We start from the raw sequence: 21405 nt of genomic DNA on the forward strand, positions 1-21405 counted from the left end.
ATTTGATGAGGAAATCTATCAGCCCGGCCACCGTGCCGCGACCAGATAGTTCAGCGCCTCGCTGCCACCCAGCTTGAAGCCCTTCGCGGGCGAAGGCGACAGGCCGGTGCGATCGACAACCTCTAACCCCGCGTCTTCGAGCAACTTCGTCAGTTCCGCGGGCTTCAGGAACTGGTCCCAGTCATGCGTCCCGCGCGGCACCGCGCCGACGCGTTCGGCCGCCTCGACGAGCAGCAGCTTCGACAGCATCGTCCGGTTCGGGGTCGAGAGGATCATCAACCCGCCGGGCGCCAGTCGTGCCGCGAGGCCGGCGATGAACGCCGCCGGATCGGTGACATGCTCGACCACCTCCATCGAGGTGACGAGATCAAATGTCGCGGGCGGCAAAGCGGCCAGCTCGCCCGCAAAATAGTCGATCTCCAGCCCCTGCCCCACCGCATGCGCGCGCGCCGCCGCGATGTTCTCCGGCGCCGCATCGACGCCCATCACCTGTCCGCCCATGCGCGCCAGCGGCTCGGCCAGCAGCCCCGCGCCGCACCCGACATCGATCGCCGTTCTGCCAGCGAGCGCAAAACGCTCGCGCGCGTCGACATGCCAATGCGCATCGATCTGCGCGCGGATATAGGTCAGCCGCACCGGGTTCAGCTTGTGCAGCATCGCCGACGAGCCGTGCGGATCCCACCAGTCGGCGGCGAGCGCGCCGAAATGGGCGGCTTCATGCGGGTTGATTGTGGCAGCGCTCATGCCCCGCGATGTGGCACTCCCCCTCGCCCCATGCAAGAAATTCTATCCGCTGCGGCGAGCGCTCCTCTTGCCTTCCCGCGCGCCCTTCCCTAACAGCCGAGCGCCGCGGAATTGTTCGAATGTTGCGGTAGAAACCAGTTTCTTGAAAGCGGGGCGAGATGGCGCGGATCGTGATGAAATTCGGGGGCACGTCGATGGCGGGCACCGAGCGGATTCGCACCGTCGCGAAACTCGTCGCGCGCGAAGTTGCGCAGGGCAACGAGGTCGCGGTCGTGGTGTCGGCGATGGCGGGCGAGACCGACCGTCTCGTCAATTTCTGCCGCGAGGCGAACCCGCGCTACGACCCCGCCGAATATGACGTCGTCGTCGCCGCGGGCGAACAGATCACCTCGGGCCTGCTCGCGCTGACGTTGCAGGCGATGGGCACCCCAGCGCGTAGCTGGCTCGGCTGGCAATTGCCGATCCGCACCGAAGAAGCGCATGCCCGCGCGCGCATCGCCGACATCGACACCGGCGCGCTCGGCGCCGCGATGGGGCGCGGCGAGGTTGCGGTGATCCCCGGCTTCCAGGGCTTGATGGACGATGGCCGCGTATCGACGCTCGGACGCGGCGGGTCGGACACCAGTGCGGTCGCCGTGGCCGCGGCGCTCAAGGCCGATCGCTGCGACATCTACACCGACGTCGACGGCGTCTACACCACCGACCCGCGCATCGTCGCGCGCGCGCGCAAGCTCGACTATGTCACCTATGAAGAAATGCTCGAACTCGCGAGCGTCGGCGCCAAGGTGCTCCAGACCCGCTCGGTCGGACTCGCGATGAAAGAGCGCGTGCGCGTGCAAGTGCTCTCCAGCTTTGTCGAGGGCGACGAAGCCCCCGCCCGCGGCACGATGATCGTCAGCGACGAGGAAATAGAGGAACATCAGATGGAACGGCAGCTGATCACCGGCATCGCCCACGACAAGAATGAAGCGAAGGTCATCGTCACCCGCGTGCCCGACCGGCCCGGCGGCGTCGCCAACATCTTTGGCCCGCTCGCCGCGGCGGGGATCAACGTCGACATGATCATCCAGAACGTCGGCCGCGACAAGGGCGAGACCGACGTGACCTTCACCGTGCCCCAGACCGACCTGCTGCGCTCGATCGACCTGCTCGACGCCGCGAAGGAAAAGATCGGCTTCAACCGCATCATCAGCGACGACAAGGTGGCAAAGATCAGCGTCGTCGGGGTCGGTATGAAGAGCCACGCCGGGGTTGCGAGCACGATGTTCCGCGCGCTTGCCGATCGCGGTATCAACATCCAGGCGATCTCGACCAGCGAGATCAAGGTCAGCGTGCTGATCGACGAGGATGAAACCGAACTCGCGGTGCGCGTTCTGCACACCGCCTACGGCCTCGACGCCGACTAGGCCCGCCTAACACCCATCTTCCGTTCGCCCTGAGCTTTTCGAAGGGCCGTTCTTCCTCGGCAACGCTGAAAGGAAGGATGGTGCTTCGGCAAGCTCAGCACGAACGGGTTTGGGAGGATCGGTTCAATTATTCTGCGGCGAGCGGTTCCAACTGGCCGCCCGCACCACGCCGCAGCCGCGCTTGTCCGATGAAATGTACCACCGCAATGTGGACCGCGAACAGACCGAATTTGGACGCCAGCGGGAATATCCCGATGAACAATGGCCACGATGCGGTGAAAAACACCGCGACGACCAGGTTGAGTCCCGCGCTCGCAAACATCATCGCCGCCCAGATAAAACCGAACCGGTCCATCACGTCGCCGACCAGCGCCAGTTGCTCGGGCTGAATATAGCGGTTGAGCCAGCCCTTGCGCAGCATCACCGTTCCGACGATCAGATAGACGATCGTCGGCTTCGCCATCACGAAACGCGGATCGCCGGTAAACAGCGTCGCTGCAGCGGCGAGGAGCACCGACGCCAGGCTGATCCACTGCAATGCCGCGACCTTGTGCCCGCGCGCGAGTTCATAGCCGACGACCGCAACCGCGACGACCGTCCCGGCGACCGTGGCGGTGACGATCCCGGCACCCACGGCCAGCAACACCGCGAAAACGATGATGCCGAGCGAATCGAACAGCATCGGCCCGATGGCATAGAGCAAGGTTCGCATGGCACATCCTTTCCGCGACTCAATGTTGTCGCCGTCAACATGACCCGGGGCGGCCCAGGCGGTCAAGTCTGATTTTACATTGTTAACATTGAGCGCAATGGACGCGCGCTCAACGGCGTCATCATCGTCCGCGTCGTGAAAGGCAGGGACCCATCGCCGGTGGGTTCAACATGAACCAGCGGGAGATGGGCTCCCGCCTTCGCGGGAGAACTCGCTGCTTTTTACGAAGCGGCGAGCCGATGCCCCAAAAAGAAAGACCCGCCCCCAGGCCCATGTCCCCGGGGGCGGGTCGCGACCCGTCATCTGTTCGGCTGATCCCGATCAGGCGAGGTCGAACCGGTCGGCATTCATCACCTTGGTCCAGGCCTTGACGAAATCCTTGACGAATTTCTCCTCATGGCCCGTTTCGGCATAGACTTCGGCGACCGCGCGTAGCTCCGAGTTGGAACCGAACACCAGGTCGGCGCGGGTGGCGCGCCAGGTTTCGCCGCCGCCCTTGCGGTCGGTGGCGACATATTCCTGATCGTCCGACCCATCGACGGCCTTCCAGACATTGGTCATGTCGAGCAGGTTGACGAAGAAGTCGTTGGTCAGCTGACCCGAACGTTTGGTGAAATGACCATGCCCACGCTCGCCGTGATTGGCGCCGAGTACGCGCAACCCGCCAACCAGCACCGTCATTTCGGGTACCGACAGGCCGAGCAGCGAGGCGCGGTCGAGCATCATTTCCTCGGTCTTGATCGCCAGCTTCTTCTTGCCGAGATAGTTGCGGAACGCATCGGCCTCGGGCTCCATCACCTCGAAGCTGTCGGCGTCGGTCTGTTCCGCGGTGGCATCGCCGCGGCCGCCGGTGAACGGCACCGCGACGTTGAAGCCCGCATCCTTGATCGCCTTTTCCAGCCCGACCACCCCGCCGAGGACGATAGCATCGGCGATCGACAGCGAACCTCGCAGCCCATCGAGGGTTTCGATCACCTTCGCCAGCATCGCCGGTTCGTTGACCTCCCAGTCCTTTTGCGGTGCCAGGCGAACGCGCGCGCCATTGGCACCGCCACGATGGTCCGATTTGCGATAAGTGCTGGCAGAGGCCCAGGCGGTCTTGACCAGCTGGCTCACGGTCAAACCGCTTCCAGCAATCGCGGCCTTAACGGCAGCCACTTCGGCGTCCGAAGGCATCGTGCCGGCGGGGATCGGATCCTGCCAGATCAGGTCTTCGGCCGGGACTTCGGGGCCGAGGTACCGGACCTTCGGTCCCATGTCGCGGTGACACAGCTTGAACCAGGCGCGCGCAAAGGCGTCTTTGAAGGCTTCGTGATCGCTGCGGAATTTTTCGCTGATCGCGCGGAACTCGGGATCCATCTTGAGCGCCATGTCGGCCGTCGTCATCATGGTCGGAACCTTGATGTTCGAATCCCACGCCGCCGGAGCCATATCCTCCGGCTTCTGGTTGATCGGCTGCCACTGCTGTGCACCGGCAGGCGAATGGACGAGCTCATAATCATAGTCGAGCAACAGGCGGAAATAATTCTCCGACCATTCGGTAGGGGTGTTGACCCACGATCCTTCGATCCCACTGGTTACCGTGTGTTCGCCGATCCCGCCGCTCTCATGGCTGCTGACCCAGCCGAAGCCCAAGGCGGTGAGGTCACCGCCCGAGGGCGCGGCGCCGAGCAGCGAAGCGTCGCCATTGCCATGCGCCTTGCCAAAGGTGTGGCCGCCCGCGGTCAGCGCGACCGTTTCTTCGGAATTCATCGCCATGCGCTCAAAGGTCGCGCGCATGTCGCGCGCCGACTGCAGCGGATCGGGATTGCCGCCCGGCCCTTCCGGGTTGACGTAGATCAGCCCCATCTGAATCGCGGCAAGCGGGCCTTCGAGGGCCTCCATGCCCTTGTCGGGGTCGATACGCGTCTGGACGCCTTCGTTCACCCACTTGTCTTCGCTGCCCCAGTAAATGTCGCGTTCGGGCTCGAACACGTCGGCGCGGCCGCCGCCGAAGCCGAACACCGGACCGCCCATGCTTTCGATCGCGACATTGCCGGTCAGAATGAACAGGTCGGCCCAGCTGATCTTATTGCCGTATTTCTGCTTGATCGGCCACAGCAGGCGGCGCGCCTTGTCGAGATTGCCGTTATCGGGCCAGCTGTCGAGCGGCGCAAAACGCTGCTGCCCGCTGTTGGCGCCGCCGCGGCCGTCGGCGGTGCGATAGGTGCCCGCGGCGTGCCACGCCATGCGGATGAAGAAGGGACCATAATGGCCATAATCGGCGGGCCACCAAGGCTGGCTGTCGGTCATCAGCGCGGTCAGGTCGGCTTTCAGCGCCGCATAGTCGAGCAGCGCAAACGCCTTCGAATAGTCGAAGTCGTCGCCCATCGGGTTCGACGGGCCATTGGGCGTGAGGACTTCGGTCGCCAGCATGTCGGGCCACCAATCCTTGTTGGTGCGGCCAAGCAGCGAACGCACGCCGCCGGGCTGGTGAACCGGGCAGCCGCTGCCGATGGGGGTCTGGTCGTTCATGCAGTCTCTCCTTTGGGTTTATCGTTGAATACAGTGGCGTGGCAGGATGACGGGCGCATGACGCGCGGGTGACCGGGAGTCACCGCTAGCACGTCGGTCGAGGCCGGTCGCGAGTCGATTGGATCATCCTTTCGCCTTGGGATGGAAAGGATAGGCCGCCCTCCTCCATCGACATAACCGAATAAGCTGAATTCAGTCATTGAACGAACCGATTACAGCGGCGCAGGTTGCCGCAATGAAATGACGTTGGTCGCGTCGCCAACACGCCCCGGCGAAACGGTCGAGGCGCAGCGCAACATCGCGGCGGGACAGCGGGTTGGCTTAGTGTCACCCGGACAATGGTGTGACGAAATGGAGAGAGAAAGTGGCTAACCAGAACCCCAATGAGCAGCAGCAGCGCGACGAAGAACAGCGTCGCAAACAGCAGCAGCAACACCAGGATGGCGGCCAGGATCGTCAGCCGGGCGGCCAGCGGTCCGATCAGGACCGCGACAACCCACAGCAGCGCTGATCGACCGGCTGCATTACAAAGGGGGCGCCCCTCGCAGAGCGCCCCCTTCTCTGCGTCCAGCGAATGGGCTGGATCAGAAACTCAATTTCACCGTTCCGCCCCAGGTACGCGGATCACCGGGCTGACCGGCGATCAGCCCGACGTTGCCCGGCGCTACCTGTAGTTGATCGAAATAGTTGACATCGAAGACATTGCGGACCCAGCCGAACACATCGACACCGTCACCGCGGAATCCGACGCGCAGGTTGGTCAGCGCATAACCTTTGACATTGGTGTAGATCGATTCCGACGGGTTGGATGAGAAGCCTGACCGGTAGTTGCCATCCAAGCCGAGATATATCTGGCCATCCTGCGCCAGCAGCATGACCGGCGCATTGGCTTCGGCACCGAAGGAAAGAGACCATTTCGACACGCCCGGCAGCCGCTGGCCCGAAATATCACAGTTGGCAGGGCTCAGCCCGCCCGGCGTCCCCGGCGCACTCGGTGTCTGGCCTGCGCCGACTGTTGTGCCTCCCGACAATTCGGGCGGACACGGCGCATCAACGAACCTGACATATTTTGCGTCAGTGTAGGCCGCGTTGGCATAGGCGGTGAAGCGGTCGCTGGCACGGACCTTGAAATCGGCCTCGACGCCCTGAGATCGCACCTTGCCGGCATTGGCAAGATAGCCGCGCAGCACGCCGAGTTGACCGTTCGTAACGGTGGCTTGGTAGTTTTTGATGTCGGTGCGGAATGCGGTGAGATTAAACGTACCCTTGCGATCCCAGAACTGTGTTTTGATGCCGACTTCGTAGTGGTTAACAGATTCGGGCTTTATCACCCCGGCGCTGAGGATCGGGTTCCCCGCTGCGTCGGTGGGCAAGCCGTTCTGGTTGATTCCGACCGTCTTGAAGCTCTTGGCATAGGACAAATAGGCGAGGACATCGGGCGCGAGCTTGTAGTTGATGTTCAGGTCATAGCTGAAATTCCAGTCAGACACCGATGGAGCGGACGTTTGTTCCTGATAAATGGCGAGCTGCGCCGTCCGGACCGCACTGGCAGGCTGATTGATCACACGATTGCCCGCACCATCAAAGACTCGGCGCCGATAGAAGCCCGATTTCTTGTCGTAATTGATGCGGGCGCCGGGTTGAATGGTCAGCGCGTCGGTGACCTTCCAGCTCACTTGGCCAAACAGCGCCGCGCTGGTGCTTTTCAGAAACTGTGTGTTGATAGCGGATAAACCGTTCAAGACCGAAGGATCGTTCGACAACGCGTTCGTCGGGTTGATATTCCATCGGCTCGCATTGATCCCTTGCGATTCGGTCCCTTGCGTGTCGACACGCTGCTTGAACCCGAATGCACCGACCACGAAGTCAATCGTGTCGCTGGAGTAATTGTAGCGGAATTCCTGGCTATATTGATCTTGCTGCGACGGGTTTTGAGACCGGGCAACGACAGACAGTCCGGTGAAGTCACGGTCATTCTCGGGCTTCCAGTCCCAGAAACGCCAGGCGGTGATCGAGGTCAAGGTGCCCGGGCCGACGTCCCATTTCACGCGCAAGGACGTCCCGCCTATTTTGTTACCGGCATTCAGGCTGGCGTCGATGTCCGTCAGCCGGTCGAACCGATTGCGGCTGACCACCTGGTAGTTCTGTGCGGCCGCCAAAGAGTCATATTGGCGGTTTAGCGGGCGCTGGGTCAGGCCGGTTCGCACGAACACGGTGCCGCAGCATTCGGGGTCCTGCTTGCTGTAATCGGCCGACAGCGTGATGTCCAAATCGTCATTCGGCCTGAACAACAGCTGGCCGCGTAGGCCGAAGTTGTCCTGTTCGTTGATATAGCGATCCGACGTGACGTTGAATATGGTGCCGCGGCGGCTGGTCGCCGAGACGGCGATGCGTGCAGCAACCGTTTCGGACAGCGGACCCGACACCGCAGCTTTGGCCTGCCGGAAATTAAGATTGCCGACCGTTACCTCGGCCCGGCCTTCAAAGTCGAACGTCGGCTGGTTCGTGGTGATGTTGATCGCGCCAGCAGTGGTATTTTTGCCGTACAGCGACCCTTGCGGCCCGCGCAGCACTTCAACCTGATCGACGTCGAGGAAGTCGAACGTGGCCGCCGCAACACGCGCGTTATAGACGTCGTCGACATAAATGCCGACGCCTTGCTCGAAACCGTCGCTGGTCAGGCCAAAGGGCACCCCGATGCCACGAATATTCACCGCGGTGTTGCGTGGGTTCGACGTATAGACCTGCAGCGTCGGGGCGAGTTGCTGTAACTTCACGACATTGAAATTGCCCGTAGCCTCGATCGAATCGCCTCTGATGACCGAGATTGCGATGGGAACTTCCTGCGCCGTCTCTTGCCGACGGCGGGCGGTGACGATGATGATGTCGCCGCGGCTGACGTCGTTATCGACTTGTGCCGCGGTGTCTGCCGAAGCCGTCGCGGCGGGCGCAGCAACGGCGATGCCCTCCTCCGTCGTGGCTGCCGATATCTCCTCCGCAGCGACGGGGGTGGCGCCGATAGCGAGAAGAAGCGAAAGGGTTAGCGACGATGCCTGCACGCGGCGGCGACGAACGGACGGGTATTTTGCGGTCATGACAATTTCCTGTTGCATAGAAAATTGCCACATCCGGTGGACCGGTCTGCGGCAGGACGAGGGGAGAGTCCCTCGTGGGAGCTTCTGAAATCAGTTGGGGTAACGGTGCCGTTCGGTCACATCGACCTGCACCAGGCGTCCTTCGTGGACGGTTAGCTGGATCGCGCCGAACTTCAGTTTCTCGAGCGCATCAAGCACGGTCTGCACCGCGCGAGGCGTTTGTTCGGACCCGTCTTTGTCGGTCTGCGCAGCGGAACTCATAGATAATCCTTTCCCTGGAGGATTCGCCGCACAAGCATATGCAAAGTGATTTAGTTGACAATGATCGATTTGCTTTCTGCGCCGAAAGGTTCGGTTGCTGCGCCAAACGGATTCCGGCGTGCGACGGGCTGATGGCCCTGACACCGCCAGGGATTGCACGCGAGTCCGAGTGCTGGCAAAGGCAGCCTCAATGAGCAAAATGAACGAATTGATGGCGCGCGGGACCGAACTGCTCGGCAGCGACTACGCCATCCTGTGCGGCGCGATGAGCTGGGTCTCCGAACGCCATCTGGTCAGCGCGATCAGTAACGCCGGCGGCTTCGGGGTGATCGCGTGCGGCGCGATGACGCCTGCGCTGCTCGACACCGAAATTGCCGCGACTAAGGCGCTTGCGACCAAGCCTTTCGGCGTCAACCTGATCACCATGCATCCGCAATTGTTCGAGCTGATCGATGTCTGCGCCAAGCATGGCGTCGGCCATGTTGTGCTCGCCGGCGGCCTGCCGCCCAAGGGCAGCCTGGAGGCGATCAAGGCATCGGGCGCCAAGGTCATCTGCTTTGCGCCAACGCTCGCGATGGGCAAGAAGCTCGTCCGCTCGGGCGTCGACGCGCTGGTGATCGAGGGGATGGAAGCCGGCGGTCATATCGGCCCAGTGTCGACCAGCGTGCTGGCGCAGGAAATCCTGCCGACGCTGGCCGATGAGGTGCCGGTGTTTGTTGCCGGGGGCATCGGCCGCGGCGAAGCGATTGCTGCCTATCTGGAAATGGGCGCCTCGGGCGTTCAGCTCGGCACCCGCTTCGTCTGCGCCACCGAAAGCATCGCGCATCCCAATTTCAAGAAAGCCTTTATGCGTGCCTCGGCGCGCGAAGCGGTTGCGAGCGTCCAGATCGACCCGCGCCTGCCCGTCATCCCCGTGCGCGCGCTCAAAAATGCCGGGACCGAGGCGTTCACCGCCAAGCAGCGCGAAGTCGCCAACAAGCTCGACAAGGGCGAGATCGACATGATGCAGGCCCAGCTCGAAATCGAACATTATTGGGCCGGCGCGCTGCGCCGCGCGGTTATCGACGGCGACGTTGAAAATGGTTCGTTAATGGCAGGGCAATCTGTCGGTATGGTATCGGAAGAAGAGAGTGTCGCCGATATTATCGCAACTTTGGTGCAACAGGCCGACGCCGCATTGCACGCTCGGGGTTGATGCCGCATGATAATGCGGCTGGGGAGAAGATCATGAATTTGTCGCGCAAGATCATCGTGGCCGGCTTACTCGCTAGCGTCGCCGCTTGTACCAAACCGCCGCCGCCGCCGCCGCCGCCCCCGCCTCCACCGGTGGTGATCGTGGTCCCCCCGCGGCCGCTGCCGCCGGGCAATGCCGCCGTCACCCAAATCCTGCCAGGCCGCGGCATCGACGGGCGGTTCGTCACGGCGAACAGCAATGTCACTGGCGACCGCGCCTTCTGGCAGCTCAAGATCGGCCTGAACGTGGCCGCCATCGGTTGCCGTGGTCTCGAAGAAACGACACTGGTGTCGGCGTACAACAACATCATCAAGGCGCATGGCAAGATCATCCGCTCAACCGAGAAGAACGTTATCACCCAGCTCGGCAAGGAAAATAAGACCAACGGCACCGCCGCGCGCGACAAACTGTCGACCCAGCTGTTCAACTACTTCGCGCAGCCCCCCGCGCAGCGTGCCTTTTGCACGCGTGCCAACGAAATCGCGCAGCTGGTCTCTTCGACGCCGACCGCGCAGGTGGTCGAACAGGCGCCCGCACATCTGGCGCGGCTTGACGAGCCTTTCCATGATTTTTACGAGGCCTACGCCCGGTATCAGTATGATGTCGTCGCATGGGACGCCAAATATGCGCCCCCGCCGGCGATCATGACCGCCCCCGCACCGGTTACGCCCTTCGCTCCGACAACGACGACCGCCACGCCGCCGGGTGCAGCGCAGGGGCCGACCGCGCCGGTCGGGACCAACTGACGCCGGCTTGGCGACTGCCAAGAATAGTTTGTCCAGGATGGCGCGCGGGGGTCATGGCGCTCGGCGCATCCATCTGTTAGCAGGGGGCGAATGACCAACGCTCCGCCTCCGCCATCCTCTGCCGCTCAGTCAGCGCGGACCATCCTGACCCGGTTGCACGAGGTCATGGCCTCGCGCGCGAACGCGCAGGGCAAGCTCAATCAGGTTGTCGGCATCATCGGCGAATGCCTCGATAGCGAGGTCTGTTCGATCTATCTGCTCCGCGACGGCGCGCTCGAACTTTACGCGACGCGCGGGCTGAAGCAGGAAGCGGTGCACGTCACCCGCCTCGGGCTGGGCGAAGGCCTGGTCGGCATGATCGCCGATCAGATCGAAACACTCAACCTCGACGAGGCCGCGGCGCACCCCGACTTTTCATACCGCCCCGAAACCGGCGAAGAATTGTTTCATAGTTTCGCAGGGGTGCCGATCATCCGCCGCGAACGAGCGGTCGGTGTCCTCTGCGTCCAACATGCTGACCCACGCCGCTACGCCGATATCGAGATCGAGACGTTGCAAACCGTCGCAATGGTTCTCTCCGAACTAATCACCAACGCCGACCTGGTTGACACCGCCGCGCGCACCGATGCCGCTGCTGCCGACCAGTCGGCGCAGCGGCTGAACGGGCAGAAATTGGTCGACGGCATGGGCGCCGGGGTCGCGGTCTTCCACCAGCCGCGTATCACTATCGAACATACCGTCGCCGAAGATACCGAGGCCGAGCGTCACCGCGTCTATGCAGCGTTCGACAAGATGCGCGAACAGATCGACCGCATGGCAAGTCAGGCCGACTTCGGGGTCGGTGGCGAACATGATGAGGTCATCCAGACCTACAAGATGTTCGCCTATGATGAAGGCTGGTCGCGGCGGATCAATGAAGCGATCGATAGCGGCCTGACCGCCGAGGCGGCGATCGAGCGCGTTCAGCAACGCACCCGGATGCGGATGCGCCAAATCGACGACGCGCTGCTGCGCGATCGCATGCATGACCTGGAGGATCTGTCGAACCGGCTGATCCGCATCGTTTCGGGGCAGATGGGGACAGCGGCGCAGATGGGCCTGCGGCAGGATTCGATCCTGATCGCACGCAACCTCGGCCCCGCCGAACTGCTTGAATATGACCGCCGCCGCCTCAAGGGCGTCGTGCTCGAAGAAGGCTCGCTCACCGCGCATGTCATTATCGTTGCGCGCGCCATGGGCGTTCCCGTAATCGGCCGCGTCAGCGACGTGCGTGCTTCGATCCGCGAAGGCGATTTGCTGCTGCTCGATGCCGCGGCGGGCGCGCTGCATGTCCGCCCGACGCAGGCGGTGCAGGATGCGTTCGACGCCAAGTTGGTAATTTCGCAAAAGCGCCGCGCCAACCTCGCCTCGCTGCGCGACCTGCCCGCGATCACCAAGGATGGCGTGCCGATCGAACTGATGATCAACGCGGGTTTGCGTGAGGACGTCGCTGCGCTCGACCTGACCGGCGCATGTGGTATCGGGCTGTTCCGCACCGAGTTTCAATTTCTGGTATCGGCGACATTGCCGTCGCGCGACCGCCAGCAACGGCTCTATCGCGACGTGCTCGACGCCGCAGGCGATCGCCCGGTGATCTTTCGCACCGTCGACATCGGCGGTGACAAGGCGCTGCCCTATATGAATGTCGAGGGCAGCGCGCTGGAGGAAAATCCGGCCATGGGCTGGCGCGCCCTGCGGCTGGCGCTCGAGCGCGAAGGGCTGCTCAAGGTTCAGGCGCGCGCGCTGATGGAGGCCGCCGCCGGACGCACGCTCAACGTCATGTTCCCGATGGTGTCTGAACCCTGGGAATATGAGGCCGCGCGCAATCTGTTCGTCGGGCAGCGGGCGTGGCTGGCGCAGCATAACAAAAAGCTGCCGGTAGCGATCCGCTATGGCGCGATGCTCGAAGTGCCGGGGCTGCTCGAAACGCTCGACCTAATGCTACCGCATCTCGATTTCCTGTCGGTCGGCACCAATGACCTCACCCAGTTCCTGTTCGCCGCCGACCGCGCCCATCCGCGCCTCGCCGAGCGATATGACTGGCTGTCGCCGATCGTCATGCGCTATCTGGCGCGCGTCGTGCGGACGGTGGTGGGATCCAAAGTCGCGCTGGGCGTTTGCGGCGAGATGGGTGGGCGGCCATTGGAAGCGATGGCGCTGCTCGGCGTCGGCATCGAACGCCTGTCGATCACCCCCGCCGGGGTCGGCCCCGTCAAAGCGATGATCCGCTCACTCGACCTCGCCGCGCTGCGCGCCGACATGCCGAAAATTCTGGCCCAACCATCATCCAACCCGCGCGGCCAGTATCAGGCATGGGCGGAGGCGCATCGGGTTGATTTGGGGGATTGAACCACAGGTGAGCGCTCCGCAGGACAGAGCAGGCTGGCCGGGCATTCGTGCACTGCTCGCGACGTTGATAATCCTTTTGGGACTAATCGTCGTAGGATCCGCGATCACCGGCGCCAATCACGGCTCGGGCCTCAGTCAATTTTTTTGGCAGCGGCAGGACTGGCCTATGCTTCTCGTCTTGCTGGCAGGCCTGTTGCAGCTGCGCCGAACGAATACCGGCACGAGAGTAGCGCTCTTCAACGCACAAATTGCGCCTTGGATGATCTGGCTCGCTGCTTTCATTATCGCCCTGCTCACCTGGAGCGGGCACTACTGGCTAATGGCTGGCTATGACCTCAGCCGCGACGAACAGATGGTGCTTTTCGATGCAGCGATCATCGCACAGGGCGATGGATTCGCGCGCCTTCCCCACGACTGGAGCGCCGTCGGATCGGCGCTCAGTCGCGTTTTCATTCTGCCGGGAATAGCCGACAATGCGTGGGTGTCCGCCTATCTGCCCGGAAATGCGGCGCTGCATGCGATCGGAGCAGCGCTGGGCGACACGCGTTTGGCCGCTCCCATCCTTGCAGGATTAGCAATCGTTGCACTGTGGGATTGCGCACGCCGTCTTTGGCCCGATGATACCGCACCCCAAGCAATCGCGCTCTTGTGCCTGCTGCTATCGGCGCAGTTCCTTGTCACCGCGACGACCAGCTATGCGATGACGGCCCACCTCTCCCTCAACCTTGTCTGGCTTACGCTGTTCCTCCGCGGGCGGTGGTGGTGCTACGCGCTGTTGTTGCCTATCGGGTTTGTCGCGACCGGCTTGCACCAACCGATTTTCCATCCCCTGTTCGTCGCCCCATTTCTCTGGCTTCTCGTCGAGAGACGCGGATGGCGACTCCTCGCTTTCCTGACCATCGGTTATGCGGCCGTCGGACTTTTCTGGTTGGGCTGGCCAGCAATGGTCATCGCGGCAACGGGCAGTGCTTCCCATCAGACTGCGGTCGAGGGCGCTAGCTATCTGACCCGCCTGATCGACACGCTTGGCGGTTGGTCGCCGTCGGGCGTCTGGGTGATGGCGCTCAACTTGTTGCGTTTTGCAGCGTGGCAGCACTTGCTGCTGCTTCCTTTGGTCACGGTCGGCGTCGTGACGAGTTGGCGCAGCAGCGGGCTTGTCCGCGCACTGGCGCTGGCACCGCTTATCACGATCGCGGTGATGCTGATCTTGCTTCCCTACCAAGGGCATGGTTGGGGGTACCGCTATTTGCACGGGCTGATCGGCAATCTTTGTCTGCTTGCAGGCTTCGGCTGGCTCGCACTGCGCGAACGCGGAATCGACCGGTGGCGTGTCGTCGCCTTATCAAGCGCCGCAAGCCTGATTGGACTGGCGTGGCTGGGCGGAAATGCCCACCGCATGGTCGTACCCTATGCAACGATAGATCGCGCGATTGCCGCAAGCCGTGCCGATTATGTTCTGATCGACGACACGACCGCACCTTTTGCACAGGATCTGGTCTATAACCCACCCTATCTGGAACGCCGCCCGATACGGCTGGCTGCGTCAGCCGTTTCTCAGCTGCGCTGGCCGCAGTCATTATGCACCGGGAAGCGCGTGGCGATCGTTGACCAAAAAGCCCTTGCATCGATAAACCGGCTGTTCAAAACGGCGCAGCCAATCGGCGCCAGCCCCGCGCTTCAAAAGGCGCGCGCGCGGCTTTTGGCATCGGGTTGCACGGTGATTCAATGAAAATTGCCATTGTGTACGACTGCATCTTTCCATGGACGATCGGCGGAGCTGAACGCTGGTACCGCAACCTTGCCGAACGGCTCGCGGCAGCAGGACATGACGTCACCTATCTGACGCTTCGCCAGTGGGATGCTACCGACCCGCCGCAGATTCCCGGCGTTGAAGTCATTGCCGTTGGCCCGCGGCTTGCGCTCTACTCCGAGGGGAAGCGGCGCATCTCACCGCCTGTACGTTTTGGATGGGGCGTATTTCTCCACCTGTTGCGACACGGCGCCCGATATGACCGTGTACATCTCGCTTCCTTTCCCTTCTTTTCGCTACTGGCCATCGGCCTGTTATTGCCCGTTGCCCGCTATCGCATTGCAGTCGACTGGCATGAGGTATGGACCTCCGAATATTGGCGCGCCTATCTCGGTCCGCTTGGTAAGATCGGCGTCTTGGTGCAACGCCTCTGCGCACGAATCCCGCAAAAGCCTTACGCGTTTTCCCGCCTGCACGCCGCGCGAGCGCGGGATCTGGGATGCCGCGAACCCGTGACGATCCTGACCGGGGAATTCGCCGGCAGCGCAAGCGCGGGGTTCGACGCCGCCGACCCGCCGGTCTTTGTCTATGCTGGTCGGCTGATTCCAGAAAAGCGGGTATCGTTGCTCATTGATGCTTTCGCGCTTCTTAGGAAACGAAAACCGGATGCGCGATTGACCATCTTTGGACGCGGTCCAGAAGAAGAAGCGATCGGAGCGCAGATCGCGCTGCTCGGCCTAGATCACGCCGCGCGGCTTGCCGGCTTTGTCGCCGAGGCCGACATCGAAGAGGCAATGGCGCGCGCAGTCGCAATCGTCCAACCATCGGAACGCGAGGGCTATGGAATGGTGGTCGTCGAAGCCGCGTCACGCGGCGTCCCCGTCGTCGTTGTCGACGCGCCCGACAACGCCACGGTCGAACTCGTGGATGCAGGCCGCAACGGCTTCATCGCCGACAACGCCAATCCCACAGCCCTAGCCGATGCGATGAACGCTGTGCTGACAGCGGGTGCGCCTCTGCGTGCGCGAACGCGGGACTGGTTTGCCGACAATCAAACGCGCCTGTCAATCGACCACAGCCTTTCGGTGATCCTGGCAGATATGGAAGCCGAAAAAGATAGGATTTAACCCGCTATTAACCACAACGTCACACAAGCAAACTTTCTTTGCCTGCGTGGAAAAGCAACATGACCAATCGCCATACTATTGCCGATGTCAGGCGCTGCCCTCTGGATAACGGACAGCCATGCGACTTTACTTCACTCGGCTCGTTCATCGACAAGAGCGGGAAGGTTGGCGAAGTCAGCGTCATCCGCTGCACGCGTTGCGGCATTGGTGTCTCGTTGCCACCCCTGCCAGACGTTGCCTTCCTCTACGATGGCCGCGAAAGTCAGGATTTTCAACCCGACGCGCGCGGCCTTTCACACCGGATCAAGGATATCGCCTTTCGGCGACAGGCGCGCGCACTGCTGCGGCAGCTAGCGCACCGACCCAAGGCGGCTCTCGATTTCGGATGCGGCAGCGGCCAGTTCACTCGTTGCCTCGACGACCTTCTTCCCTGCGCAACGGTCACTGGCACCGATTTCCATTCAGAACCGCCTGCCGAACTCGCCGGTCGAGACTACTTCCCAATCGCTACGGCCTCTGTACATGCCGACGCTTTCGACCTTGTAACCGCCTTTCACGTGCTGGAGCATGACGATGATCCGGAGAGCCTGCTGAACCGCATCGCCGCGCTGGCGGCGCCGGGGGGTACGCTGGTGATTGAGGTACCGAACATCGATTGCATGTGGACGCGCCTTCTCGGCCAGGCATGGGACGCTTGGTATCTCCCCTTCCATCGCATTCATTTCTCGCGTCCCGCGTTGCGTGCGCTGATCGACAACGCAGGACTAACGATCGAACAGGATATCGATATTTGCGTACCGACGATGGGCCGCAGTCTTGCCAACGCCTTTGGGCGACCCAACAGCCTGCCCTTCCTGTTAGCGGGTATCGCGCTGCACCCGCTGCAGTGGCTGGGCGAGGCTCTGAGCGGCAAACCCTCGGCGATCCGGATCATCGCACGCAAGAATTGACCGCCAGACCTTCGCCGGGCGGCTGGTCACCAGAATATCAGCGGTTCTTCCATTAGCCCTGCACTCGTTGTCTATGGCCGGTGACGAGCAAGCAGGACGGCGGTACATCAACGGTGTCGGGACGCACGCCCATCGCGATCGCCTTGGCGAGGGCGACAGCGATCGGGCGCGGCATCGCCATATGATTTTGCAGGTCACGCAGTTTCAGCCGACGCTGGATTTCAATCGGGCGGCTACGCCCACCGGTGAGGCTATGGAGGAGGCCGCCGGTCATCCGCGAAAGCGTTTCCCATCGCCGAGTCTCGCCGCGGTCGAGATAGCCCTCGATGCTGTCGACGGCCAAACCGTTGCGCTCGCAGATATCATGCCAGTCCGTTTCCGACAGATAATGGAAATGGGCAAGCCGCTTGTCGAGTTCGGCGAGATAGGCCTCGTGCGATGCCCCGGGAACGATGCTGCCCGACAGATTGGCTCGAAAACCCGGACCAGGGACAGTGAACCAGAATTGCCCACCCGGTTTCAGCAAACGACCGACTTCAGCGATCACGCCTTCGAGATCAGGGATATGTTCAAGCACCGAATTTGAGATGACATAGTCGAAGCTCGCGTCCGGCTCGGGAATCGCCTGTGCCGGCACGGTATGGATGCGTTCGTAGAAGTCATATTGCGCCGCCGCTGTGGTTTCGAGCGGATCGATATCGACGCCGACAAGGCGCGGCACGACCCCCGCTTCGCGGAACAAGATATCGGTCAAGATCCCGTCGCCGCAACCGAGGTCGAGACCGAGGCCGTCGGGCGCGATCGCGTCGGCAAAACGCTGGATTTCAATGCTACGCAAAAAGGCGGTCGCGGGCTGCGCTGGGTAACGCGCGACGAATTCGGTCAGAAGATCGGAAGGGATCGACATATTTAGCCTTTCACAACGAAGATTTGACGCGCGAGCGCGGCGCAATCGCCCACCCGCTCGTAAAGAAGTTCCAAACGAAGAGCAGCCCGGTCACGACCGGTGCGGCAAACAGCATAGGCATCGCCCCCCAATCATGGACGAGCAGGAAGAGCAGCCAGGCGATCGGCGTATTTACGATGAGTACAGCGGAATAGCGTGCAAACGCCCGCCAGCCGGGTTCGGTCGCAAAGGTCAGCATGCAATGCAGCGCATAGGAAAGCGGGATCATCACCGCCGCGCTTATCAAAACCGCGGCACCATAATGAACGCCGGTCCAATCGAGTCCGATGAGCAGCGCATTATTGAACACGATGCAAAAAAGGCTGACCGCAACATAGCGAGGTCCATGTTGCAGGCGAATATTCACCGCTCCGCGCCGTCGGGCGTCAGCGCCGCACGGTGACCATTGATGATCGCAAGCAGGAAGCCGCCAAGGATCGTCTGGATCGCGACCGTCGCTCCTGTCAGCGCCACCACCGTCGGCAGCACCGTTGCAAGAGCGGCAAAACCTGTTTGCGACCAGTAATAGATCACCACAGCAACGCCGACCGTCGAACCGAGCAGCAGCAGAACTCCGGCGATCAGCATGGTTTCAAGCGTCAGATAGTCGGCATAGCGGCGGATCAGCGGGCGAAGCGTGCGATAGCCCCGATTGACGCCGTGAAAATGCGTCGCGAGCGCCATGATCGCGGCAAGATGGCCAACGCTGACCAAGAAACCAGCAGCAATCGTCCAACTCGCCCCGATCAGCGGCTCCCCGCCAGCCACGCCGATCAGATGTGCCAGAGCGATGAGGAGGATCAGCGCGCCGCTGCCCATCGCCAGCATCGCCGGCACGCCGAAAACCCAAGTCGGCGACAGCATCAGCAGGTAGCGCAAATGCCGCCAACCGTCGCGCCACGGACGCAGATGCGGCGCGCGGTCGCGCAGATCCACGGACAGGGTCGCCGGAACCTGAGCGACTTTCATCTTCTTGAGCGAAGCCTTGATCACCATCTCGCTCGCAAACTCCATGCCCTCACCTGCAAGGCCGAGTTGAGAAAAGGCGTCACGACTGATCGCGCGCAGACCGCAATGTGCGTCATTGATGCCCGAACGAAAGAACAGGTTCAGAATGCCCGTCAGCAGAGGATTGCCGATGTGACGATTCTTCCAAGGCATCGCGCCAGGGGCAATCCCGCCGTCGAACCGCGATCCCATGCACAGGTCATGCTTTTCGATCAGCTTGCCGATCATGGCGACGCCTTCGGTGAAATTATAGCTGCCGTCGCAATCACCCATCAGGATATAATCGCCAAATGCAGCCTCGCAGCCCCCGATGAGTGCTGCGCCATAACCGCGCCGCGCGATCGCGACGACGCGCGCTCCGAGTGACTCTGCTAGCGCCTGACTCCCATCTGTCGAGCCATTATCGGCGATGACAATCTCGCCTTCCAGTCCAAAATTTTCTTTGATCTGATCCAATGCATGGCGGGCGTTGGCGATGCAATGCGGCAGACTGATCGTTTCGTTGAGGCAAGGCATGACGATTGTCACACCGAGCGAATACGCACGATCGATAGTCAGCACTTCAGCCCGCTGTTGATACATAAAGATCCCCACAATGCCCGCACTGTTGGCCTAACCGGATGTGGTTAACACGGTCCTAATTCGGATTGACGCGCGGGGTAATTGTGTTCGCCAAGATGTTTATGGTATGTTCTTTTCATTGGAATAGGGAGAACAAGGATGAGTGATTCGACGCCCCGTGCCACCGGTCAATGCCATTGCGGCGCGATCCGCTATTCGATGACCACGACTGTGCAGCATCATGCGCTCTGCCATTGCAGCGATTGCCGCCGTCACGCCGGTGCACCGATGGTCGGGTGGGCGCTGGTCGGGCAGGACGAGATCGAGATCACCGGCACACCCAAAATCTATGCGTCGTCCGAACATGGTCGGCGCCATTTCTGCGGCGAATGCGGCACCGGGCTGTTCTATACCAGCGAAGCCATTTTTCCGGAGCAGATCGACGTCCAGTCGGCGACGCTCGACGACCCGAGCCTCATCCCTGCACAGGTGCAAATTCAGACTGCGGAGCGGATCGGGTGGATGGAAAAATTGGACAGCCTGCCCGCGTTCGAGCGCTATCCGCCGTTCAAATAGGATCGGCGCGGATCATCGGCGGCGTCATTGGCGCAGCGTTTGCACTAAGCGTGCGTCAGCATCATTCTTCGCGCCGTGTCTTGCGCTGTTCGTCCCACCACGCGATGCGTTCGGCGATTCGCTTTTCGAACCCGCGATCGGTCGGCGTGTAATAAGTTTGCGCGCCCATCCCCTCTGGCCAATAGTCGGCGCCCGAAAAGCCGCCCTCCGCATCATGATCATATTCATAGCCCGCGCCATAGCCGAGATCTTTCATCAGCTTGGTCGGGGCGTTGAGGATATTTGCGGGCGGGGCGAGGGATCCGGTGTCGCGGGCCGATGCGAACGCCGCCTTCTGCGCCGCGTAAGCGGCGTTCGATTTGGGGGCAGTAGCGAGATAGAGGCACGCCTGCACGATCGCGAGTTCGCCTTCGGGTGAGCCGAGAAACTGATAGGCGTCCTTCGCGGCAAGGCATTGCACCAGCGCCTGCGGGTCGGCGAGGCCAATATCCTCGCTCGCAAAACGCACCAGTCGCCGCAGCACATAGAGCGGCTCCTCGCCCGCGACGAGCATCCGAGCCATATAATAGAGCGACGCCTGCGGATCGGAGCCGCGCAGCGCCTTGTGCAGCGCCGAAATCAGATTGTAGTGGCCGTCGCGGTCCTTGTCATACACCGGCATCCGGCGGTGCAGAAACTGCGCGAGCTCGGCGGGGTCGAGCGAATCGGGGATCGCTGCGGCGAACAGGGTTTCGACCTGATTGAGCAGGAAACGCCCGTCGCCGTCGGCGCTCGTGACCAAGGCGGCCCGGGCATCGTCGGTGACCGGCAAGCTGCGCCCGATATCGGCCTCGGCACGCGCGACTAGCTGCGTCAGCGCATCCTCGCCAAGGCGATTGAGCACCAGCACTTGCGCCCGCGACAATAGCGCCGCGTTCAACGCAAAGCTGGGGTTCTCGGTCGTCGCGCCGACCAGCACCACCGTGCCGCGCTCGACATAGGGCAGGAAGCCATCCTGCTGCGCGCGATTGAACCGGTGAATCTCGTCGACGAACAGCAAGGTCCGCTTGCCCGCCGCGGCCATTTTTTCGGCGTCGGAAAAAGCCGTTCGCAAGTCGGCGACGCCCGAGAACACCGCAGACAGCGCCGAAAAGCGCATTCCTACCGCTTCGGCAAGCAACCGCGCGATCGTCGTCTTGCCGGTACCCGGCGGCCCCCACAGAATGATCGAAGACAATTGCCCCGCCGCAACCATGCGGCCGATCGTGCCTTCGGGCCCGGTCAGATGCTCCTGCCCGACGACGTCGGCCAGCGTGCGTGGGCGGAGGCGCTCGGCAAGCGGCACCGGGCCGGTCGCCGCGCCTTCCCGCTGAGCCGGTGCATCGCCGCCGAACAGATCCCCGGCCAC

Annotated in this window: 18 protein-coding genes; 9 read left to right on the plus strand and 9 right to left on the minus strand. The window is 62.3% G+C overall.

The genetic code is table 11. The features are described 5' to 3' along the window. Positions 1–18: 18 nt before the first annotated feature. A complete protein-coding gene (gene ubiG, locus CDQ92_RS00645; RefSeq protein ID WP_088439171.1) occupies positions 19–744 on the minus strand; it encodes a bifunctional 2-polyprenyl-6-hydroxyphenol methylase/3-demethylubiquinol 3-O-methyltransferase UbiG in 726 nt (241 codons plus the stop codon). Between the two features lie 158 nt (positions 745–902). Here ubiG and CDQ92_RS00650 point away from each other — a divergent pair, with 158 nt between their 5' ends. After that, on the plus strand, positions 903–2150 hold the full coding sequence (locus tag CDQ92_RS00650; protein WP_088439173.1) for an aspartate kinase: 1248 nt from the start codon (positions 903–905) through the stop codon (positions 2148–2150). Between the two features lie 127 nt (positions 2151–2277). Here CDQ92_RS00650 and CDQ92_RS00655 read toward each other — a convergent pair whose 3' ends face one another. Together CDQ92_RS00655 and katG are read right to left on the minus strand one after the other, a co-directional pair. Further along, on the minus strand, positions 2278–2862 hold the full coding sequence (locus tag CDQ92_RS00655; RefSeq protein ID WP_088439175.1) for a septation protein IspZ: 585 nt from the start codon (positions 2860–2862) through the stop codon (positions 2278–2280). Positions 2863–3183: 321 nt separating this feature from the next. After that, positions 3184–5376 (minus strand): catalase/peroxidase HPI, encoded by a 2193-nt coding sequence (gene katG, locus CDQ92_RS00660; protein WP_088439177.1) that lies wholly within the window; start codon positions 5374–5376, stop codon positions 3184–3186. A gap of 364 nt (positions 5377–5740) precedes the next feature. Between katG and CDQ92_RS21020 the strand changes: the two genes are divergently transcribed. Next, complete coding sequence (locus tag CDQ92_RS21020) at positions 5741–5887, plus strand: hypothetical protein (RefSeq protein WP_158213748.1); 147 nt, start codon at positions 5741–5743, stop codon at positions 5885–5887. Between the two features lie 73 nt (positions 5888–5960). On the opposite strand, the gene CDQ92_RS00665 is transcribed toward CDQ92_RS21020, so the two are convergent. After that, positions 5961–8489 carry a TonB-dependent receptor gene (locus CDQ92_RS00665; RefSeq protein ID WP_237246104.1) on the minus strand — a complete coding sequence of 843 codons (2529 nt, stop codon included), beginning with the start codon at positions 8487–8489 and terminating at the stop codon, positions 5961–5963. Between the two features lie 72 nt (positions 8490–8561). After that, positions 8562–8732: a YezD family protein gene (locus CDQ92_RS00670; protein WP_088439179.1), complete on the minus strand. Its 171-nt coding sequence runs from the start codon at positions 8730–8732 to the stop codon at positions 8562–8564. Between the two features lie 190 nt (positions 8733–8922). Here CDQ92_RS00670 and CDQ92_RS00675 point away from each other — a divergent pair, with 190 nt between their 5' ends. From CDQ92_RS00675 to CDQ92_RS00700, 6 genes are all read left to right on the plus strand, one after another. Further along, on the plus strand, positions 8923–9927 hold the full coding sequence (locus CDQ92_RS00675) for an NAD(P)H-dependent flavin oxidoreductase (protein WP_088439181.1): 1005 nt from the start codon (positions 8923–8925) through the stop codon (positions 9925–9927). 32 nt (positions 9928–9959) lie between these two features. Continuing rightward, a complete protein-coding gene (locus CDQ92_RS00680) occupies positions 9960–10712 on the plus strand; it encodes a hypothetical protein (RefSeq protein ID WP_229667537.1) in 753 nt (250 codons plus the stop codon). Between the two features lie 90 nt (positions 10713–10802). Further along, positions 10803–13100, plus strand: coding sequence for a phosphoenolpyruvate--protein phosphotransferase (gene ptsP / locus CDQ92_RS00685; protein ID WP_088439183.1), 2298 nt, complete (start codon positions 10803–10805; stop codon positions 13098–13100). Positions 13101–13266: 166 nt separating this feature from the next. Next, a complete protein-coding gene (locus tag CDQ92_RS00690) occupies positions 13267–14829 on the plus strand; it encodes a hypothetical protein (RefSeq protein WP_144035665.1) in 1563 nt (520 codons plus the stop codon). After that, positions 14826–15977, plus strand: a complete 1152-nt coding sequence (locus tag CDQ92_RS00695) for a glycosyltransferase family 4 protein (RefSeq protein WP_088439187.1) — start codon at positions 14826–14828, stop codon at positions 15975–15977. The genes CDQ92_RS00690 and CDQ92_RS00695 overlap by 4 nt, the downstream gene beginning before the upstream one ends. 59 nt (positions 15978–16036) lie before the next feature. Beyond that, positions 16037–16927 (plus strand): class I SAM-dependent methyltransferase, encoded by an 891-nt coding sequence (locus CDQ92_RS00700; RefSeq protein ID WP_088439189.1) that lies wholly within the window; start codon positions 16037–16039, stop codon positions 16925–16927. A 52-nt stretch (positions 16928–16979) separates the two neighbouring features. Here CDQ92_RS00700 and CDQ92_RS00705 read toward each other — a convergent pair whose 3' ends face one another. From CDQ92_RS00705 to CDQ92_RS00715, 3 genes are read right to left on the minus strand one after another with little or no spacing between them, the layout of a single operon-like run. After that, positions 16980–17834, minus strand: a complete 855-nt coding sequence (locus CDQ92_RS00705) for a class I SAM-dependent methyltransferase (protein WP_088439191.1) — start codon at positions 17832–17834, stop codon at positions 16980–16982. Between the two features lie 10 nt (positions 17835–17844). Continuing rightward, positions 17845–18240 (minus strand): GtrA family protein, encoded by a 396-nt coding sequence (locus CDQ92_RS00710; protein ID WP_088439193.1) that lies wholly within the window; start codon positions 18238–18240, stop codon positions 17845–17847. Next, positions 18237–19442 (minus strand): glycosyltransferase family 2 protein, encoded by a 1206-nt coding sequence (locus tag CDQ92_RS00715; protein WP_229667540.1) that lies wholly within the window; start codon positions 19440–19442, stop codon positions 18237–18239. The genes CDQ92_RS00710 and CDQ92_RS00715 overlap by 4 nt, the downstream gene beginning before the upstream one ends. A gap of 159 nt (positions 19443–19601) precedes the next feature. Here CDQ92_RS00715 and CDQ92_RS00720 point away from each other — a divergent pair, with 159 nt between their 5' ends. Then, on the plus strand, positions 19602–20018 hold the full coding sequence (locus CDQ92_RS00720) for a GFA family protein (RefSeq protein WP_088439197.1): 417 nt from the start codon (positions 19602–19604) through the stop codon (positions 20016–20018). Between the two features lie 61 nt (positions 20019–20079). On the opposite strand, the gene CDQ92_RS00725 is transcribed toward CDQ92_RS00720, so the two are convergent. Beyond that, entirely contained in the window at positions 20080–21405 is a 1326-nt protein-coding gene (locus CDQ92_RS00725) for a replication-associated recombination protein A (protein ID WP_088439199.1), read from the minus strand.

The sequence above is a fragment of the Sphingopyxis bauzanensis genome, assembly GCF_002205675.1.
Lineage (GTDB): Bacteria > Pseudomonadota > Alphaproteobacteria > Sphingomonadales > Sphingomonadaceae > Sphingopyxis > Sphingopyxis bauzanensis.

Bases quoted from the DNA above. Each gene is read 5' to 3' on its own strand.
- ubiG (WP_088439171.1), bottom strand. From the start codon at position 744: ATGAGCGCTGCCACAATCAACCCGCATGAAGCCGCCCATTTCGGCGCG.
- CDQ92_RS00650 (WP_088439173.1), top strand. From the start codon at position 903: ATGGCGCGGATCGTGATGAAATTCGGGGGCACGTCGATGGCGGGCACC.
- CDQ92_RS00655 (WP_088439175.1), bottom strand. From the start codon at position 2,862: ATGCGAACCTTGCTCTATGCCATCGGGCCGATGCTGTTCGATTCGCTC.
- katG (WP_088439177.1), bottom strand. From the start codon at position 5,376: ATGAACGACCAGACCCCCATCGGCAGCGGCTGCCCGGTTCACCAGCCC.
- CDQ92_RS00665 (WP_237246104.1), bottom strand. From the start codon at position 8,489: ATGCAACAGGAAATTGTCATGACCGCAAAATACCCGTCCGTTCGTCGC.
- CDQ92_RS00670 (WP_088439179.1), bottom strand. From the start codon at position 8,732: ATGAGTTCCGCTGCGCAGACCGACAAAGACGGGTCCGAACAAACGCCT.
- CDQ92_RS00675 (WP_088439181.1), top strand. From the start codon at position 8,923: ATGAGCAAAATGAACGAATTGATGGCGCGCGGGACCGAACTGCTCGGC.
- CDQ92_RS00680 (WP_229667537.1), top strand. From the start codon at position 9,960: ATGAATTTGTCGCGCAAGATCATCGTGGCCGGCTTACTCGCTAGCGTC.
- ptsP (WP_088439183.1), top strand. From the start codon at position 10,803: ATGACCAACGCTCCGCCTCCGCCATCCTCTGCCGCTCAGTCAGCGCGG.
- CDQ92_RS00690 (WP_144035665.1), top strand. From the start codon at position 13,267: ATGCTTCTCGTCTTGCTGGCAGGCCTGTTGCAGCTGCGCCGAACGAAT.
- CDQ92_RS00695 (WP_088439187.1), top strand. From the start codon at position 14,826: ATGAAAATTGCCATTGTGTACGACTGCATCTTTCCATGGACGATCGGC.
- CDQ92_RS00700 (WP_088439189.1), top strand. From the start codon at position 16,037: ATGACCAATCGCCATACTATTGCCGATGTCAGGCGCTGCCCTCTGGAT.
- CDQ92_RS00705 (WP_088439191.1), bottom strand. From the start codon at position 17,834: ATGTCGATCCCTTCCGATCTTCTGACCGAATTCGTCGCGCGTTACCCA.
- CDQ92_RS00720 (WP_088439197.1), top strand. From the start codon at position 19,602: ATGAGTGATTCGACGCCCCGTGCCACCGGTCAATGCCATTGCGGCGCG.